This window comes from Paenibacillus sp. ALE2, from assembly GCF_054113385.1.
Genome location: NZ_CM134213.1, coordinates 4,433,117 through 4,453,387 on the forward strand (window position 1 = coordinate 4,433,117; position 20,271 = coordinate 4,453,387).

The 20,271-nt window shown below is 41.7% G+C and carries 8 protein-coding genes and 2 pseudogenes; 6 read left to right on the top strand and 4 right to left on the bottom strand.

Annotated features, from left to right (window positions below; all coding sequences use genetic code 11):
• Positions 1-60 precede the first annotated feature (60 nt).
• The 6 genes and pseudogenes from ppsA to ACXHJ1_RS19485 form a co-directional block, all read left to right on the top strand.
• Complete coding sequence (ppsA, locus tag ACXHJ1_RS19460; protein ID WP_457905068.1) at positions 61-2,679, top strand: phosphoenolpyruvate synthase; 2,619 nt, start codon at positions 61-63, stop codon at positions 2,677-2,679.
• A gap of 590 nt (positions 2,680-3,269) precedes the next feature.
• Positions 3,270-3,965, top strand: a complete 696-nt coding sequence (locus tag ACXHJ1_RS19465) for a response regulator transcription factor (RefSeq protein WP_457905069.1) — start codon at positions 3,270-3,272, stop codon at positions 3,963-3,965.
• A gap of 1 nt (position 3,966) precedes the next feature.
• Positions 3,967-5,022, top strand: a complete 1,056-nt coding sequence (locus tag ACXHJ1_RS19470) for a HAMP domain-containing sensor histidine kinase (RefSeq protein ID WP_290403011.1) — start codon at positions 3,967-3,969, stop codon at positions 5,020-5,022.
• 223 nt (positions 5,023-5,245) lie between these two features.
• Positions 5,246-6,406, top strand: coding sequence for an alpha/beta hydrolase family protein (locus ACXHJ1_RS19475; RefSeq protein ID WP_016820873.1), 1,161 nt, complete (start codon positions 5,246-5,248; stop codon positions 6,404-6,406).
• A gap of 85 nt (positions 6,407-6,491) precedes the next feature.
• Positions 6,492-6,734, top strand: a complete 243-nt coding sequence (locus tag ACXHJ1_RS19480; RefSeq protein ID WP_019687305.1) for a hypothetical protein — start codon at positions 6,492-6,494, stop codon at positions 6,732-6,734.
• A pseudogene (locus ACXHJ1_RS19485) lies at positions 6,733-6,948 on the top strand (tyrosine-type recombinase/integrase); the annotation flags it as partial. The gene ACXHJ1_RS19480 and the pseudogene ACXHJ1_RS19485, both read left to right, overlap by 2 nt.
• A 492-nt stretch (positions 6,949-7,440) precedes the next feature.
• Here ACXHJ1_RS19485 and ACXHJ1_RS19490 read toward each other — a convergent pair.
• From ACXHJ1_RS19490 to ACXHJ1_RS19505, 4 genes and pseudogenes are all read right to left on the bottom strand, one after another.
• Positions 7,441-8,648, bottom strand: a pseudogene (locus ACXHJ1_RS19490) (IS5 family transposase); the annotation flags it as partial.
• 288 nt (positions 8,649-8,936) lie between these two features.
• Positions 8,937-9,257 carry a short-chain dehydrogenase gene (locus ACXHJ1_RS19495; protein ID WP_023988770.1) on the bottom strand — a complete coding sequence of 107 codons (321 nt, stop codon included), beginning with the start codon at positions 9,255-9,257 and terminating at the stop codon, positions 8,937-8,939.
• A gap of 129 nt (positions 9,258-9,386) precedes the next feature.
• Entirely contained in the window at positions 9,387-10,109 is a 723-nt protein-coding gene (locus ACXHJ1_RS19500; RefSeq protein ID WP_052679226.1) for a thioesterase II family protein, read from the bottom strand.
• Between the two features lie 23 nt (positions 10,110-10,132).
• Positions 10,133-20,242: an amino acid adenylation domain-containing protein gene (locus ACXHJ1_RS19505; protein WP_457905070.1), complete on the bottom strand. Its 10,110-nt coding sequence runs from the start codon at positions 20,240-20,242 to the stop codon at positions 10,133-10,135.
• Positions 20,243-20,271: the final 29 nt, after the last annotated feature.

The window sequence follows — 20,271 nt, forward strand, 5'->3', positions numbered from 1 at the left end:
CTAGACATAATCATGATTGTTCGCTTTTTTCTCTATATTAATGGTTAGGAGAGATGTTGAATGAATTCACTGGTTCTCGATTTTCAAGAAATGGATAACACTCAGCTTTTGCTTGTTGGTGGAAAAGGGCTGCACTTAGGGGCATTAGCCAAAATGGAAGGAATACAAGTGCCAGAAGGGTTTTGTGTTACAACAGTGGGATATCAAAAAGCCATCGAACAAAACGAAATGGTTCATGCTTTGTTGGATCAGCTAACTACGCTTAAAGTAGAAGATCGAGAACAAATTGACGAAGTCAGCAAAAAGATTCGACAGGCCATTATGGAAGTAGCCATTCCTTCCGATGTTGTGAAAGCAGTTGCCCACTATCTCTCCCAGTTTGGTAATGAATATGCTTATGCCGTGCGTTCTAGTGCGACTGCTGAGGATTTGCCGCATGCTTCTTTTGCTGGTCAACAAGACACCTATTTAAATATTATCGGCAAAGAATCCATCTTGGAGCATATCCGCAAATGTTGGGCTTCTTTATTTACAGAACGCGCGGTAATTTACCGAATGCAGAATGGATTTGATCACAGCCAAGTTTATTTATCTGTTATCGTTCAAAGGATGGTGTTTCCACAGGCTTCAGGGATTTTATTTACCGCTGATCCCATCAATGGCAACCGAAAGCTGCTCTCTATCGATGCTAGTTTCGGACTTGGAGAAGCGCTGGTCTCCGGCTTGGTATCTGCCGATTATTATCAAGTACAGGATGGGGTAATCGTCAACAAGAGGGTGGAAACCAAGAAAATGGCTATTTATGGACGAAAAGAAGGCGGAACAGAGACCAAGCAGCTCAGTCCTGATCAGCAAAAGACGCAAACCCTTACGGATCAACAAATTTTACAACTGGCACGCATTGGAAGACAGATCGAAGAACATTTCGGCTGCCCACAAGACATTGAATGGTGTTTGGCTGATGATACATTTTATATTGTTCAGAGTCGGCCGATCACCACTTTATATCCCATTCCTGAAGCAAATGACCAGGAGAATCACGTGTATGTATCTGTCGGCCATCAGCAAATGATGACTGATCCTATTAAACCACTGGGGATATCTGTTTGGATGTTAACAGGTGCTACACCCATGTTTAAAACTGGTGGTGGAAGGCTGTTTGTGGATATCACGATGGGCCTATCTTCACTGGATGGGAGGCAGAATTTATTGGATGTTTTAGGACACTCCGATCCGCTCATAAAAGACGCGCTTATTACCATCATAGAGCGGGGAGGTTTTATAAAATTGGACCCATCTGACAAAAGCGAACCGGGGCCTGTTAAAAGCCATAAGGGTATGTCGTCTGCGGATATTCTGGAAGAGGCAGGAAATGACCCGGCAATTGTTGCTGATTTGATTAAGAGTAGTAAGACATCGTTATCAGCGTTAAAACGTAACATCCAAACGAAATCAGGATTGGATGTATTTGATTGTATCCTGGAAGATATGCAGCAACGGAGGCAGCGTGCATCAGATCTGAAAAATTTGAGTGTAATTATGTCCGCCATCCATGCTTCAGCATGGATCAATGAAAAAATGAATGAATGGTTAGGAGAAAAAAATGTAGCAGACACACTTTCCCTATCTGTACCTAATAACGTCACTTCTGAAATGGGCATGGAGCTACTGGATGTTGCAGATGTGATTCGTCCCTATCCGAAAATAGTTGAGTATTTACAACAGGTAAAGGATGATAATTTTTTAGATGAACTGGTTCAATTTGAAGGTGGGCAGCAGGTGCGTGATGCTATCGCTACTTATCTCGACAAATATGGCATGCGATGTGCCGGGGAGATCGATATTACAAGAACACGCTGGAGTGAAAAACCAAGTATACTGGTGCCTATGATCCTCAGTAACATCAAAAACCTTGAGCCTGGCGCCAGTAAACGAAAATTTGAGCAAGGGCGACAGGAGGCTTTGAAAAAAGAACAGGACTTATTAGCCCGATTGAAACAATTACCAGGTGGTGAACAAAAAGCCGAAGAGACAAAACAAATTATCGACCAGATCCGGAATTTCATCGGTTATCGTGAATATCCGAAATACGACATTGTTAGTCGCTACTTCATTTATAAACAGGCTTTACTAAAGGAAGCGGAACGACTCGTACAAGCCAACATTCTTCATGAAAAAGAAGATATTTACTATCTCTCTTTTGAAGAATTGCAGGAAACTATACGCACCAATAAACTGGATTACCAGGTCATCGACAAACGAAAAAATGAGTACAGATTATATGAAAAATTAACTCCCCCACGTGTTATCACATCTGATGGCGAAATCATTACAGGTCAATACAAACGAGAAAATATCCCCGCTGAAGCTATTGTAGGCCTGGCTGTTTCTTCGGGCGTTGTAGAGGGACGAGCTCGTGTGATCCTGAATATAGAAGGGGCTGATCTGGAAGATGGCGACATACTAGTCACCTCCTTTACTGACCCCAGCTGGACTCCATTGTTTTTATCCATAAAAGGCTTAGTTACGGAGGTGGGCGGACTGATGACGCATGGAGCCGTTATCGCACGTGAATATGGCTTGCCAGCCGTTGTCGGAGTGGAGAATGCAACCAAACTGATAAAAGATGGCCAACGAATTCGCGTGCATGGAACAGAAGGGTATATCGAATTTTTGTAATGAATAATTAAGGGGGGGTAATTATGGGCAGTGGCGGTCATTTAAGCTTGCCGCTGCATTTAATTCAAACACATACAGGCCTAGCATTCGTTTCACCTAACCCACAGGGCAATACCATGATTCCGCTAACTAGCGGTAGTATCATCCAAAAGTGATTTCCTGCATGAATTAGTGTTCAATTCTCCTGTATGATAAACTTGCAAGAAGTTATTAATAACTGCAAAGTGACCGACACTCAAGTCATGTGGAGTGCGTAGCTCGGATGGACTTTATCGGAAAAGGCTGAAAACCAAAACTTGTGATAGTTTTCTTGCTCCTTTTCACACTGTCTTTTGATTAGACACACTCCCGGACATTACGTCAAAAGCTATGTGCAGGCCTTCAAGCTGGAATATGTACATAGCTCGAACGCTATTGAAGAGCATACCAGTTTGTTAAAGCCAGCATTGCCCAGGTCGTTGCTCAAGCTCTTTTTCCAGCTTATCCGGGACTGGAGAGACGCTTTGAGCGCGACTTTTTTCAAAGCGAGAAGTCCATGCGGCTTTTGTTTTATAAATTCAGTCCATTTAAAGCGGCTGGGAGGTATAAATATGCTAAAAACGATATTAGTTGTAGACGACGATGAAGAAATCGTAAAACTCATCACAAAGAGTTTAAGGTACGAGCAATTTGCAACACTTTCGGCATATTCTGGGAAAGAAGCCTTATCCACATTAGAAGAAAATCATATTGATTTCATCGTTCTTGATATAGTGATGCCTGATATGGATGGACTTGATGTCTGCAGAAGTATCCGAAATTCTTATAATGTTCCAATTCTGTTTTTAAGTGCGCGTGATAAGGACATTGATAAAATCGTCGGGCTCGAAATAGGAGCAGACGATTACATGACCAAACCTTTTAGTATTCAGGAGCTTGTCTCCAGGATAAAGGCTCATTTCAGAAAAGTGGACAGACTTTTTAAAGAGTGGGATGAACTTAGTCCCAGTAACGAAAAGGCGCATTCTCCGCTCGTTCTGAACGATAAGACGTTTGAAGCATTCCTGAATAGCAGGAAGCTCGACTTGTCAACGAAGGAATTTCAGATTCTGTCTATCCTCATGCGCCACCCCAATAATGTATTGACTCGTGAGCAGATATATGAAAACGTCTGGGGAGACGAATACGGAGAAATAAATACCGTAACGGTTCATATAAAAAATATCCGTAAGAAACTTGGTCCTGAATATGACTTTATTAAAACAATATGGGGCATAGGATATAAATACACGGAAAGAGAGCAATAGTATGAAACTGAAAATAAAGCTTCCTCTTTTATTCCTGCTGATGTTTATAATATTCATGTTTTCGATTGGAATGTACCTGAAGCTTGTCTTTGCAGTATATTCTCCTATACGCAGTTCATTACTGGACTCGCGATATATAGCATTGCTCCTGCCCATATTTGCAATTGCCTGCATCATATTTATTATTCTAATTATCTATATTCATTTTTGCATAGAGAAACCCATTCAGCTTCTGAATACCAGGCTTGAAGAAGTAAATATTGTACATCCACTGCCTCCGCTAGCTCTAAGAAGTAATGACGAGATCGGAGAACTTTATAAACACTTCAATAAGATGGAGCATCGGCTTCAACTCGCGCACAAAGAGCAGACCGATATGATCGCGGCAATTGCCCACGACTTGAAAACTCCCTTGACATCTATTAATGGCTTTACTGAACTGCTGGCTATGCACAAGGATTTACCAGAAACTGAAAAGCAGGAATATTATGATTTGATTCAAAAGAAGTCAGGATATATGGTCGAACTCATCAATGATTTCTCCAGCTTCACCAAAGAAAAACTGGAGTTGGAATCTATGGTAGCTAAACCTGTAAAAGCATCAAAATTATTTGAAAACATTGCCCTTGAATATGAATATGAGTTGGCGGGACTTGACAATGAGCTTACTTGCCGCCATTCATTCACGGAAAATATATGGCTGATGATCAATGAACCGATGATACGTCGGGTTTTCGGCAACCTCTTTAGCAATGCTGTAAGATATGGAGGGAAAAATAAGCTGAAAGTGTATATGACCGGTTACCCGCTAGGACAGTATGCCTTTTTTCAAATCGAGGATAATGGAATTGGAGTGCCGGATAAGGATATATCTTCTCTGTTCCTCAAATTTTTCACTGTGAATAAATCGCGACAAATCCAAAAGGGCGGGCTGGGGCTGGGTCTTGCAAGCTGTAAATCCATTATTGAACATCATAGGGGCGAAATTGACGCCTACCCTTCCGAATATGGCGGTTTGGGGATAAGATTCAGCCTTCCCTTGGCCGCACAACACTGATTTTATTTTTTGCACATTTTCTTTTACTACAGGAGTTAAAGGCTGCTGCCAGCTATGAACACCCAGGCAGCAGCCATTTTTTATTTTTTTAGTGTTTTATAATTTTTTATATTCTCTTTACAAACATTTATTTTTCTTTTAAAGAAGCTTTATCTTTGTGTTGTAAAAATTACTTGTAGTAAAAAAACTACAAGAACTAGAACTGGAAAAGGGGGATGTTACAATGTCAATTGAGTTCAGCCGTTGGCCCAATCACTACATGATGTCATACCAAGTCACCAAAGCTTTAGGTATGGCAAGCCTCGGTGCTACGGACGTCACCGAGATCTACGAGGCCTGCAAAAAAATCGACCCCGAAGACAAGGACACGTGGCACAGGGAATGGCTCATAACGGCTCAGGCATTGGAAAGACACGGCAAGGAGGCCGAAACAGCTGGAAACTGGTATACAGCACGAAACTGCTACATTCGTGCCTGCAATTACTACAGAATTGCAGAATATACGGTGATGGATGATGACACCGAGAAAATCCGTGTATTTAAAAAAGTAAATGAACTCTTCGAAGCTGCCGGGAAGTACTTCGATGTCCAACCGGAGAAGATCCAAGTCGATTACGAAGATGTCAAGCTGGATGGTTACTTCTTCTCCCCTTCCTGGATAAAAGGTCCGAAGCCGACCCTTTTTGCTCTCAACGGTGGCGACGAGTGGTCAATTGAAAACTATTTCTGGCTAGGTCCCGCTTTTATTTCGTGTGGATATAACTTTCTGGTTTATGACCAGCCTGGCACCGGCCTCTCGCTGTACGAAAAGGGAAAAGGAAGACGAGCGGACAGTGAGGCTTTCCATTCCCGAGCAATCGACTTTCTTCTAACGCGGCCAGAAGTCGATCCCGATAAGATTATCGTGCACGGTGAGAGTTTTGCGGCTTACGACTCTTTGCGATTCGCTTCGTTCGATCACAGAATTGCTGCCGTCATCTCCGACGGCGGTACGCATGCCTTTGATTGGGATGCAATGCTTAAATGGATGCCACCGAGTCTGGCCGCACATGGCATGAGAATTCTGGGGGCAAAAAGCATGGAGGACTTTGCGGGTAATCCGCGTTTTGCCTATGATCTTGAGGGGGTGCTTCACCAGATAGAATGTCCGCTTCTTGTAATGCACGGAGCGGAAGAGATATTGGTTCAGCCAAATCCGCTGACACAAGCCTTGAAAAATTATGAGCAAGCGGGTTCGAAAAACAAGACATTCTTCCCGATAGAGGATAGAAGACTTGGGGGATTAGAACACTGTCAGGTAGACAACATCAACGTGCTACATGAGGTAGCGCTGAATTGGCTCTGCTCAATTGGGCTTGGACCAGCTGCACCTCGTCCTAAGTGATTGCCAGGACGTCATAAAGTAAACTGGGGAATACGTCTATCGGATTCCCCAGTTATCCTTTCCAGGGGAGGAGTATTCGCTGGAGATGCTTTCGCAAGAAGAAATCAAGGAATTTGAAGCCGTGCAACTGTTTATGGAACGTGCGTTTTTGGTTGCTCCTAAGCTTCAGCCCACGCTGGAAAACTTGCAGCTTGTAGGTGCCATATGCAAAAAAATAGAAGGGATTCCGTTAGCCATTGAGCTTGCGGCTTCCAGAATGAGCATATTGACATTGGAACAGATGGAAGAACGTCTGGCGAGTCTGCTGACATTATTGACTGCTGGATGAAAAGCTCGTTGAGAAATATGCGAAGGCATTTGGCAAACCCGCATTGACAGTGCATTTTTTGAGACATTCATTCGCAACTCGTTATCACCTGGAGAACAATAACGTACCTAGGTTGAAGAATCAGTTAGGGCATTCGTCTATACAAACAACCATGATCTATACACATTTGTCTGATGAAGAAATGAGAACTGCAGTTAATAATATGGATAAGTGAGCAATTTCCAACGTAAGGAAACATGAAAAATCAGTGACACAAAATCCCACTATAATAAGTGAGAACTATGCAATTTTACATCCAACATAAAATTACATAATGATTTTTCAATGATAGCACAAGGAATAAAGTTAAAGAGGGTGCTTTGGTATCGAAAACAAGGGGAGTTTTGTGTCAATCAACAGTTTATGTTAAGGCATTTTTATCTCCGAAGATCATGCTATACATATGTACAAAATACTGGTTTTGTGAATATGTCTGAAGAGAACCTTATAGATGTAGTTTTCTGCTGCAACTGTTGTTGTACATTGACACAAAATCCCCTACTAAAATGACACAAAGTTCCCTACTTTAGTAGAATACAAAGAGATTGTCTGTAGTTACTCCAACTGATGAGAGCAGCGAATCATCGCAAAGTGATTTTAGGTGAGTGTAGTTATGAAATAGCTCGACTATATCTAAGGTTATTGAAAATGCGAAACCATTATTAATACGACCCAACTGCGGTCCGCTTAAGCGAATTCCCTCTTTGCAGAAGCGCAAGTTGTCGCGGGTTCGATAGATCTGGTCGGCCAGCACCGCTTTGGGATAATAACCAAATCTGGCGCGGTAACGCTCTACGGCGTCCTGCAATGTCTGCCCTTCGTTGTAGATATCCCACGACAGATGCTCGCGGAAAGCGTAGCCGTTCACCACGCTAATCGCCAGCTTCTCTCCGAACTCGACGTTTGCCCTGGCTTTGCCGCGCACGATCGGTCTGACATGTGGCTGTGCGATACTGACAATCCGATCCGATATGCTGTGTGTCCGCTTGTCATACATCGTTTGCTGCTGACGATAAAGCTCTTGAATGACCAGCAGTTCCTTGTACAAACGCCGCGGCAGGCCGCTCGTCATATCGGCGAGTTCGGCGATCATGCGCAGATCACGGGAAACGAACCTGAGCTGCTTGCCGATCGCTTTTCGTATCGCGCGCGGCTTCACGCGCCGCTGCTTGGCAACCGCCAGATAGGCTTTGCGGGCACGCTCTCGGTATGTTCTGGGCTTGCGGGTCTTTCCACGTTCCGGTTCGTGCAGGATGTCGATGATCTTCTCCAGCTTTTCTCTGGCCTGATTCAGTAACGACAAATCCATCGGGTAGGCGATATCCGCCGGCGCGCAGGTAGCGTCCAGCAGCAGTTCGCCCTCGTTCGTCAGTTCCATCTGCTGTGGCTGCGTTTCTGAATGCTTACCGGACGCTGCGTCAGTTCCGCTGCCAGGTTCATCGTCGTCCGATGAATCATCCGACACTTGCGCGCTTCTTCCAGAGCGATCCATTCATTCACTTCATCCAGAATTTCGCCACCCAATCGCTTGCGGAAATGCGTCATGAGAGAATGATGAAACGGACGGCGGTACCGATATTCCGGCAGACCGAGGAAGTACTGCAGATACGGGTTCTCCAGAATCTGACGAAGTGTCTCCCGATCATCGGTGCCAAGCCGCTCCTGGATGATGAGTGCGCCGAGCGCGATACGGATCGAAACGGCTTTTTGGCCCTTGAGGCTTTTCTTGAAGTTTTTCGCATACTTCTCTTCGAGCATCCACCACGGAATCATCTGGGCCAGCAGCACCCAGCGGTTATCTTCTGCGAGCTTTCCGCCGAACGGCAGAAAAAAGTCGACGGGCAGGTTCATCTGGTTCTCGGTTCGCTGATACAATCCTGACGCCTCCAAGTGCACGGTTTTTCACGGGGCTGCCCCGTTTTCCTTCGACATAAGAGGCCCTAAACCCTTGTGCCTGTTGGAGTTTTGATTCGTTCAGCAAGCCCTAGGTAAACCGTGTCCTATGGGCATCGGCGCACGTGTTTAGACTCCGATGCCGCGAGGCTCATTGTCAAGGCGAATAAGTTGTTTACATGTCTTCGATGTACACGCCCTTGATAATCAAGGATTTTCTAAAAGCGAGTTGAGATAATTAACGAAAATATACGCTAAGTATTAAACGGATTAATGACCCTTTGGCGGCTCAAACATCATATTGTTTAACTGGTTCACAAAAATACCTTCGTTCGGGCCCGGGTTGTTTCGAAATACTTTCGCTTCTTCCACTAGAACCTCGTCCGCATCCGTACCAAGTACCTTCATCGTTTCATCAATGAATGATGCTAGTAGCATAGAGCTCGGATCGTTATTGAAATACGTTTGAACCCCTGGCGGCGCAATTTCCAGGATTTTCACCGATGTGTCTTTAAGCATGTACCGTTGGGATAGCGTATAGGAATGGAGCGCTGCTTTCGTCGTAATACAGAAACATGAAAATAATTCCAATAGGACGTAGGTTCTACTTTCTTGAAATTCTTGATTAGACTGGAAAGAGGCTAAGTCTACAGGTCATTAAAGTCAACCTAAAAACTTAGCCTCTTGATTTCATATTGAATTTTAAATAAACTTCAGTCTTCACATAACATTGTCTGCAAAGTCGATGAGACTACTATTTATTATTGCTGCTACATCCCTTTTGTAATCGTGTATAAAAAAATGATCCCCGTCAAACATATGAATTTTACAACTTTTGGACGTATAATCATGCCATTTTGCAACGTCAAAAATAGTGGCTCCCTTTTCTCTTTTTCCCCACAATACACTTATATCGCAGTCAAGCTTAGCGTTTTTTTCAATGTGCCTGTATGTGTCAGTAATTCTAAAATCCGCTCTGAGTATCGGTAAAAACAACTCCATTAATTCATTGCTTTTCAGAACCTCTTTGGGCGTGCCTCCCAGCTTAAATACCTCATCCACAAACTCCTTATCCGGCAAATCATAGAGTACCTTCTTCTTACTTACAAAACCCGGAGGATATCTGCCGGAAATAAACATATGGACAGGATATGGATGTCCGAGCTCCTTTATTCTATAGGCAAGTTCATATACAAGTACACTGCCCATACTGTGGCCAAACAACGCATAAGGTTGTTCTTCAAGGTTGCTTATGATAATACGGTGTATATCTTCAAGCGCTTCCTCAACACTTCCGTAAAACGGTTCACCAATCCTGCTGCCTCTTCCCGCAAGCTCAATCGGGAAAAGCTCAATCCTATCATGCAAGTATTGTTCCCAATATTTATATACTGCTGCAGAACCTCCTGCATACGGCAGACAAAACAATTTAATCTTATCCATTATATCTACCCCTTATATCTGAACTATTGGTTGATCTCTTCCAATATTTCTTTAATAATAGCCGCATTTTTATCTATATATCCTGTACTTAACATATCAAAATGACTGCCAAATCCGTTATATACTTTGAACTCTCCCGTTGTTGCCTCTCTCCATCCTTCACATAAATCAGCTTCACCTTCATTGTCTTGCTGCTGTGATATAATAAGATGGATATTGGAGTTTATCTGTCCCGAGTTTATAACACTTCTAGTGTATTTATGATAATTTCTCATTCTTTCAATGGCCTTTTCAATAACTGCCTGGTTATCTCCAAACATGCCTTTTATAAGTTTCTCATTTTCTTCTATAAATTCTTTATCCTGTTGCTCAGCAAGTTTCTTAGCATCTTCGCTTTCTTCCTCAATAAGGACAAATGATTTAGCCGAATCCAGAAAGATTATATCGGATACATGATGTCCAGTTTCAATTAATACTTTAGCAACTTCAAATGCCAGATTACCTCCTGCCGAGTAACCAAATAGAATATATGGGCCCTCGGGTTTGACAGAAGTAATTGCCTTCACATACTCCTCCATCCTGCTCTCATTTTCTATAAAGTCAAAGGAATATATGGAATAAGCATTCATTTGTTTTGATAAACTACCATAAGCTATTCCATTTCCTCCTCCTGGAGGGAATGCAAACATAAGACTCTCCATTGCTGAATTAAAATGAATTGCCGGACTTGGTGTAATATAATCATTGGCGTACGTATTGTGTATAAAACGGGCAATTTCCTTTATGGTTGGGGCCATATAAAAGTCTTTTAGTGGTACCTCAACATTTAACTGTTCATAAATTCTGCTTATAAGGGATATTGCCTTCAGTGAGTATCCTCCCAGTTCAAAGAAGTTATCATTCACACCAATTTTTTGTACTCCAAGGGCATCATGCCACAGCAGTGCAAGCTTCTCCTCAACTTCACCGCAAGGCTCTACATACTCTACTGATGTAGCTAAAGTACCGTCATTTTGGGGTAAATTATTCCGATCTATTTTGCCATTGGCTGTCAAAGGCAGCTTTTCCAGCTGAACAAAGTATTGTGGTATCATGTAATCGGGAAGTTCTTTTAAGAGAAGCGCCCTTAAATCTGATATTGTAAATTCACTTTCCCCTGCTATATAAGCACACAAATACTTGTTGCCCTCCTGGTCTGTCTTTGCAATTACCGCAGCTTCTTTTATTGAAGGATGCTTTAATAGCTGCACTTCTATTTCCCCAAGCTCTATCCTAAAGCCCCTAATCTTTACCTGATGGTCTACTCTGCCTATAAATTCGATGTTTCCGTCAGGAAGCCACCTTCCAAGATCACCGGTACGATACATTCTTTCTCCAGAGCTGAAAGGATTAGCTACAAATTTTTCCGTAGTCAATTCAAGTTTGTTCAAATAGCCTTTTGCCAGCCCATCTCCAGATATATATATTTCACCAGTTGTATTAACCGGTAAGATATTCATGTCTTCATTAAGTATATATATCTTATAATTCTGCAATGGCATACCTATAGGTATACTTGTTAGATTTCTCACCTTCTCACGGCTTAAATGGTAATAAGTTGAATCTACGCAGCATTCTGTTGGACCATAAACGTTTGTTATAGTAGGGTTATTATCTTTAAACCGATCATAGAAACCTTGTATACCTTTACATGAAAGTTCTTCCCCTCCGATAATAAACTGCATAACTGAAAGACTTTCGCCAGGCCTGTCAGTATCTGTTAAAAGCTTTATATGTGCTGGTGTTCCGTCTGAAACAGCAATTGAATTCCTGTTATAGTACTTTAGAAGGCCCTCACCATCTAGCCTTGTATCCTCAGGAACTATAAACAGCGTATGGCCAAGGAGAGAAGCCGCAAATATTTGTTTTACAGATGCGTCAAAAAAGTAAGGGGACACAAGGGCAACATTTAAATAATTATCATAATTTTCATAGACAAACTTTCTTAGTCCATAAACCAAGTTAACTACACTTCGATGCTCTATCATTGAACCCTTCGGAACTCCAGTAGATCCCGATGTATAAATGATATAAGCTAAGTCCTCTGGTTTATTTATTTTATCAAGGTTTTCAGCACTTCCAATGTATATTTCAGGGGAATCAAGCAGTAATATATTACCGTAAAACTCTGCTTTATCCGCTAAATGTGATTGCGTCAACAGCATAGTTGCATTACTATCTTCCAGTAATTTTTTTATTCTTAGTTCAGGAAGTTTGGTTGAAATTGGTAAATATACACCTCCTGCTTTTAAAATTCCCAGTATTCCAACCTGCATATCTACGGATCTTTCTACCATTATTCCAACTATGCTGTTTTGCTTTACACCATTACTTCTTAGTGCTCTGGCAAGCTGATTTGCCTTTTCATTGAGCTGCCTGTAGGTTAATTGCTTGTCCTCAAACACTACAGCTACATTATCAGGTGTCCTTTCCACTTGGTCTTGGAACAGCTCATGTAGAGTCTTATCCCTAGGGTATTCTGCCTTTGTATCATTAAAACTATTTAGTATTTGCTGTTTTTCATCCTGAGATAGTATATTTATTTCGGACAGCATCTTTTCGGGGTAAGCTGTGATCTCTTCCAGTACATTGATGAAATGGACCCCAAGTTTTTCTATTGTCTCTTTCTTAAACAGACGAGTAGCATACTTTAACCCAAATACAATATTATTCTGGGTCTCTTGGGCGTTTAGGGTCAAATCAAATTTGGACGCCCTGAACTCATTATCATAGGGCATGAACCTTAGCCCATTCATCTTAAATTCTGATGCTTCTTTATTTTGCAAGACAAACATAGTATCAAACAGCGGATTTCTGCTCAAATCCCGCTTAATGCTAAGCTTCTCCACAAGTTCCTCAAATGGGTAATCCTGGTTTTCATAAGCCCTTAGAGCGTTTTCTTTTACTACCCTCAAAAACTCGCTGAAATTCTTTTTACCTTGAGGGTAATTCCTCATAGCTAGGGTATTGACAAACATGCCTATGATGTCCTGCAAATCTGTATGTGGCCTTCCTGCTATAGGGCTTCCAATTACGACATCTTCCTGTCCGGTGTATTTGAAAAGAAGCACATTGTATGAAGCTAGAAGCACCATATACAGTGTTGCTCCATGATCCACGGCAAGCTTGTTCAGTTTATGTGCAAGTTCCCGGCCTGTTTCAAAACTGACCATATCGCCTTCAAAACTCTGTATAGCCGGCCTTGGGTAGTCTACCGGCATATCAAGTACTGGTATTTCTCCCCTAAATGCCTGGAGCCAGTATTCTTCTTGTTTACTGATTGTGCCGTCAGCAAACAATTTATTCTGCCATACGGAATAGTCCTTGTACTGAATCTGAAGTGCTGGAAGATTCATTCCTTCATACAAGCTTATGAATTCTCTTACCAGTATTTCATCCGACACCCCGTCAGATATGATATGGTGTTTATCAAGCATCATGACATGCCTGTCTTCTCTAATTTTTACGAGCCCTGCTCTTAGTAAAGGAGCCTTGCCAAGGTCAAATGGCCTTATGAATTCATTTGCTGCTTCTGAGGCTTTTTCTTCGCCGGTTTCCATGTACATGATACTAAATTCCACCTCATCATGGACCTTCTGCACCGGTTCACCATCTACCATATGGAAGGAGGTCCGGAAAGCCTCATGCCTTTTTACCAGCTGATCTAAGGCTTTCTCAAAACGTTCTATATCAATACTGCCTTCTAACAACATAAACTCTGGCATATTGTATGCCACCCTTGCTCCTTCAAGCTGATTTAATATATACAGCCTTCTTTGGGAAGACGACATAGGATAGTATTCCATTTCTCCAGTGGGCTGGATAGATTGATAAATACTCTCTTGGGCTTCCTGGATGTACTTGGCAATTTCTGCAATTGTCGGCAGCTTGAATATCTCCTTAAGAGATATATTTACATTGAACTCTTTGTGAATTTTGGCTGCAAAGTTTATTGCTTTTAATGAGTGCCCCCCAAGCACAAAGAAATTATCATTTCTCCCTATTTTCTCAACCCCCAGGATATCCTGCCACAATTGTACAAGCTTCTCTTCCACTTCACCTGAAGGTGCTTCATACTCTACTCCAGTATTTAAATGAGCAGCAGGGTGGGGCAAGTTCTTCCGGTCTATCTTACCATTGGCTGTCAAAGGCATTTCATCCAGCTGCATGAAGTATGCCGGAATCATATACTCGGGCAATTCTTTTGAAAGGCATTCCCTTAGTTCAGTTATTGTCAGTTCATTTTCCCCAACGAAATATGCACACAGATCATTGTTCTTCTGTTGGTCTTCCTTTACAATAACCACAGCTTCTTTTATTGAAGCATGTCTTAATAGCTGAGCCTCTATTTCTCCAAGTTCTATTCTAAATCCCCTTATCTTTACCTGGTGGTCCATCCTGCCTAAAAATTCTATATTCCCGTCAGGCAGCCATCTTGCCAAGTCCCCAGTACGATACATTCTTTCTCCCTTTATAAACGGGTTAGATACAAATCTTTCTGCAGTAAGCCCCGTCTTGTTTAAATAGCCTTTGGCAAGACCATCCCCAGATATATATAATTCCCCAGCGATACCTATAGGATTTACTTCTAATTTCTTACCAAGTATATATGCTCTGGTGTTTGGCAAAGGACGGCCTATGGGGATATTATCCAATCTACTAAGCCCCGCCGCAGTAATCAAATATTCCGTAGAATCCACACAGCATTCGGTAGGACCATAAACATTTGTGATGCAAGGTTGCACATCCTCAAATCTGCTTAGGAAGTCTTTTACTGCATCAAATGGAAGAACATCTCCGCCTATAATAAAATGTCTCACTTTTAGGTTATTATCTATAGGAGGAGAATTTAACATCATATTTACGTGTATGGGCGTTCCATCCGAAATATCAATCCTATTTTCACTATAGAAGTCCAGCAGCTTTTTACCGTCTTTCCTTGCTTCCTCCGGTACAATGTACAATGCATGCCCCATTAGCAGTGCTGCGAAAATCTGCTGCACCGAAGCATCAAAAACATAAGGGGCAATGAGGCAAACATTCAACGGTGATTCATATTTGCTATATATTCTCTGGAACAGACCCTCTACCAGGTTTAATACACTCTTATTATCAATGCAAACACCTTTAGGGTTTCCCGTTGAGCCAGAGGTATAGATGATGTACGCTGTATCACCAGGCTTATTTATACATTTTATATTCACATCGTTTATAAAATTATAATCATAATCAGATAAATCAATAATCTCACCATCGAAATCATCACGATCCATAAGATGATTTTGGGTGAGTAAAATTTTGGCCTTGCTGTCCTCCATCATATACCTTTTTCTTTCCAATGGATAATTAAGATCTACAGGAAGGTACGCCCCCCCAGCCTTGATTACTGACATTATACCTATAACCATTTCAGGCGAGCGGTCCACCATTATGCCTACAATATCATCAGGCTTTACTCCCTTTTCTCTTAATGCCCTGGCCAATTGGTTTGCCTTTTGATTCAGTTCTCGGTAGGTTAATTGTTTACCTTCAAAAACCACTGCAATATGATCAGGAGTCTTTTTCACTTGCTCCTCAAACATTTGGTGTATGGTTTTATCCAGGGGATATTCGAGAGCAGTATCGTTAAAGCTGTATAATACTTGCTGTTTTTCTTCCTGTGATAACATTTCGATTTCATAAAGCCTTTTTTCGGGGTATGCTGCAATTTCTTCCAGCAAATTGATGTAATGAGCCCCAAGTCTTTCAACTGTTTCTTTCTTAAACAGTCTTGTACAGTATTCGAGTTCAAAGGCTATACCATCCTCAGTCTCAAATGCATTTAAGGTGATGTTAAATTTTGATATTCTGCCTTCTATCCCTTTGTTGTACGGCTTGAAGCTTAGATCAGACGTTATGAGCTCTGCTTTTCCAACATTGTATATGGCAAACATGGTATCAAAGAGGGGATTCCTGCTCATATCCCTCCTTATGTCCAGCTTATCCACTAATTCTTCAAACTGATAGTCCTGATTGTCGTATGCTTTCAAAGCATTTTCTTTAACTTCTTTCAAGAATTCAATAAAAGTCTTTTCTCCTTGCGGGTGGTTTCTCATGGCCAGAGTGTTTACAAACATACCTATGATGTCTTGAAGGTCAGCATGAGGCCTTCCAGCTATAGGACTTCCCACAATAATATCTTCCTGTCCAGTGTATCTAGATAACAGCACATTGTATGCAGCAAGAAGCGTCATATATAATGTAGCTCCATTGTCTGATCCAAGCTTGTTAAGTCTAACCGCAAGCTCGCTATCAGCTTCAAAGCTGATGTAGTCTCCTTCAAAGCTTTGTACTGCGGGTCTTGGGTAGTCGGTGGATAAATCCAGCACAGGGATCTCTCCCTGAAAGGTCTGGAGCCAGAATTCCTCCTGCTTACTTATGGCAGCTCCTGCAAACAATTCCCTCTGCCAAACTGAGTAGTCCTTGTACTGTATACGCAGTGGAGGAAGTATTTTCCCTTCATATAAGCTTATAAACTCTCTTACCAGTATGTCGTTGGACACTCCATCCGATATGATATGATGCATGTCAAACACCATAATATGTCTGGCTTCTCCAATCTTTACAAGTCCAACTCTTAATAGTGGAGCCTTTCCAAGGTCAAAGGGCCTTATGAATTTCTCCACTATTTCGGGAACCTTCGCTTCACTGGTTTCCAGGTACATGATACTTAGGTCCGCCTTGTCATGGACTTTCTGAGACAGCTCTTCCTCGATCATATGGAAGGAGGTTCGAAAGCTCTCATGCCTTTCTATCAGACTATGAAAAGCCTGCTCAAAACGTGCTTTATCAACAGTACCTTCCAGCAATATTATGCCAGGTATATTGTAGGCGATTCCAGCTCCTTCAAGCTGGTTTAATATATATAGTCTTTTCTGGGCGGATGACATGGGATAATATTCCATATCCCCAGCACGTTGAATGGACTGATATAGGCTCTCCTTTGAGTCTTCAATGTAGCTGGCAATTTCTAAGATGGTTGGTGTCTTGAATATTTCCTTAAGAGGTATGTCTACATTGAACTCTTTGTGAATTCTTGCTACAAGGCTTGTTGCCTTTAACGAGTGTCCTCCGAGCATAAAGAAGTTATCATTTCTTCCTACCTTCTCTATTCCAAGGATGTCCTGCCACAGCAGCGCAAGCCTTTCCTCCACTTCACCTGAAGGCGCTGCATACTCTGTTCCTGTATTTATTCTTCCATCAGGCAGCGGCAGCGCCTTTCTGTCCAATTTTCCATTTATGGTTAACGGTACTTTTGCTATCCTCATAAAATAGGATGGAATCATATAATCGGGCAGCTCTTTAGATATAAGCTCCCTTATTTCGGTCACTGTCACTTCTCGGTCAGACACTATATAAGCGCAAAGATACCTGCCTACACTTGAATCCTCCCGGTCAATGACCACCGCCTCATTTATATCAGCATGCTTCAAAAGGGCTGCTTCTATTTCCTCAAGCTCGATTCTATACCCTCTTATTTTAACCTGGTGGTCTTTTCTGCCGGCAAATGCAATATTCCCGTCAGGAAGCCACTTTGCAAGATCTCCTGTTTTATACATCAGTTCTCCAGGCATAAATGGGTTCGGTACAAACTTTTCCCTGGTAAGTTCCGGTTTTTTCAAGTATCCTCTCGCCAATCCTGCCCCGGAAACACAGAGTTCACCCTCAACACCTATGGGCTTAAGATTATTGTTTTCATCAACTATAAACACCCGGGTATTGGTAATAGGTTTACCAATAGGTACCGACTTATCGGCCGTCTCACAATCATCTGCTTTCCATACCGTTGCACATACGGTTGTCTCAGTAGGTCCATAAGCATTTATATATGAAATCCTGTTGCTCCATTTCTTTAAAAGTTCGAGAGTGGAAGCCGAACCTGCTGCAATTACCTTCTTTAAGGAAGTTACTTTTTCCGGGTCCAGATTTGCCAGATACGGAGGTGGTAAAGTAGCAATAGTTATCTCATTTTCATTTAGGTATTCTTCAAATCTTCGGTAGTCATTGATAATATCGCCTGAAGATATATATAGTGTTGCTCCTGCCAATAGTCCCATAAATATTTCCCAAACTGCAGCGTCGAATGAAATTGATGCAAATTGAATAATCCTATCGCTTTCACTTACATTTAAGCGGGTCTTGAAAAACGCCTCCAGATTTGCTACCCCTTTATGTTCTACCATAACCCCTTTAGGTTTTCCTGTAGACCCAGATGTATAAATGATATATGCCAAATTTTGCGGTGAACATACCACTTCCAGGTTCATAGGGTTTCCGGCATAAAGGCTTTCATCTTCTATGTCTATATACTTCCCGTAAAACTCCACTTTCTCCAGGAATTGCTTTTGGGAAATCAGCACCCCTATCTCGCTGTCCTCGAGTAAATATTCGATTCTTGCCTTAGGGTAGTCAGGATCTATAGGCATATATGCCCCTCCGGCTTTAAGTATGCCAAATATACCTATGACCATCTCCAGTGAGCGTTCTACCATAATACCCACTATGCTGTCTGGTTTAACTCCCTTATCCCTCAACACTCTTGCAAGCTGATTTGACTTCTCATTGAGTTCCCTATAGGTTAGCTGCTTACCCTCAAACACCACTGCCGCATTGTCAGGTGTCTTCACCGCTTGTTCCTCAAATAGTTGGTGAATGGTCTTTTCCCTGTGGTATTCCTCCGTTGTATTATTGAAGCAGTGTACTATTTCTTTCTTTTCCACTTCGGTGAGTATATCAATATTCCTAATATGCATATCGGGATTATCGGTTACAATTTCTATTACCGACTGAAAATGTCCCTTGATTTTTTCTATGAAATTACCATCATATACCAGTGAGTTGTAACTGAATTTAATAGATAATTCCTTACCGCCATCAACGAGTATCCCAAAATCATAATTCGTCTGCTCGAATATTTCCATTCCAACTACATTTAAAATGCCATTACTGGATGAAGCATTAACCGCTTCATCCATAGGGTAATTTTCAAAAGCCATGACATGATGTATCAAGGCATCTTTCAAGCATGTTTTTGACTGCACATCCGCCAGAGGATAGAAACTGTACCGGTCAGATTCAAGCACCGATTGCTGCATCTCTTTGATCAGTTCGGTAAAAGTTTTATCCTCATCACAACTCACCCTTACTGCAACGGTATTTATAAATAAACCCACCATGCTCTCAATTCCCTGTATTTCATGAGGCCTTCCCGATACCACCTCACCAAACACCACATCATCGGTATTGTTATACCGCTGTAATAATATCCCCCATATGGTCTTTATAATGGTACTCATGGTTGTATTGTTTTTGGCTGCAAACTTCTCAAGATCGCTAGTTATTTGTTCAGATATTTTAAACTCCGTTTCTTCAATCCTGAAATCATCACTTGCAGACCTGCCGTTTTGGGGAAGGACTGTCTGATGCTCGTAACCTTTAAGATAGGTTTCCCAGTAATCTGCGGCCTCGTTCTGATTTCTGCCTTCCAACCATTTGATATAGCGGCTGTAAGGATATACCTTTCCTGACTCCGGCTCCCGGCTATTCATCAGGGCTTCATAGTTTTCCATAAATTCTCTAAATATATTTGCGAGACTCCACCCATCAATAATGATGTGATGAAAGCTCCATACCATGTTATAAGATTGGTAGCCTGTTTTAATTACACTTAATCTTGTTAAAATATCCCTTGATAAGTCAAAGCCCTTTTTTCTGTCTTTAACCCTGTATTCTTCTATATACCTATCCCTTAGTTCTTCGGCAAGGGAGGTAATATCCTCATAGCTGACAGACAGCTTTCTTTCCTTCATGACTACTTGTAAGGGCTTGGCTACATTTTCATACAAAAAAATTGTTCTCAAAGCGTCATACTTTTCAATAATGATATTAACGCTCTTTTCAACACAATCAATGTCCAGGATACCTTTTATAGAAAGTGATATCTGCTCAAAGTAGGCGTCTGAATTTTTATCCATCATATAGTGGTACAATATCCCTTGCTGCATAGGAGTGAGCCGGTACATATCTTTTATATTTTGTTTCTTCAAATCACTCATAAGTACTCCTCCTTAAATACAAACTCTTT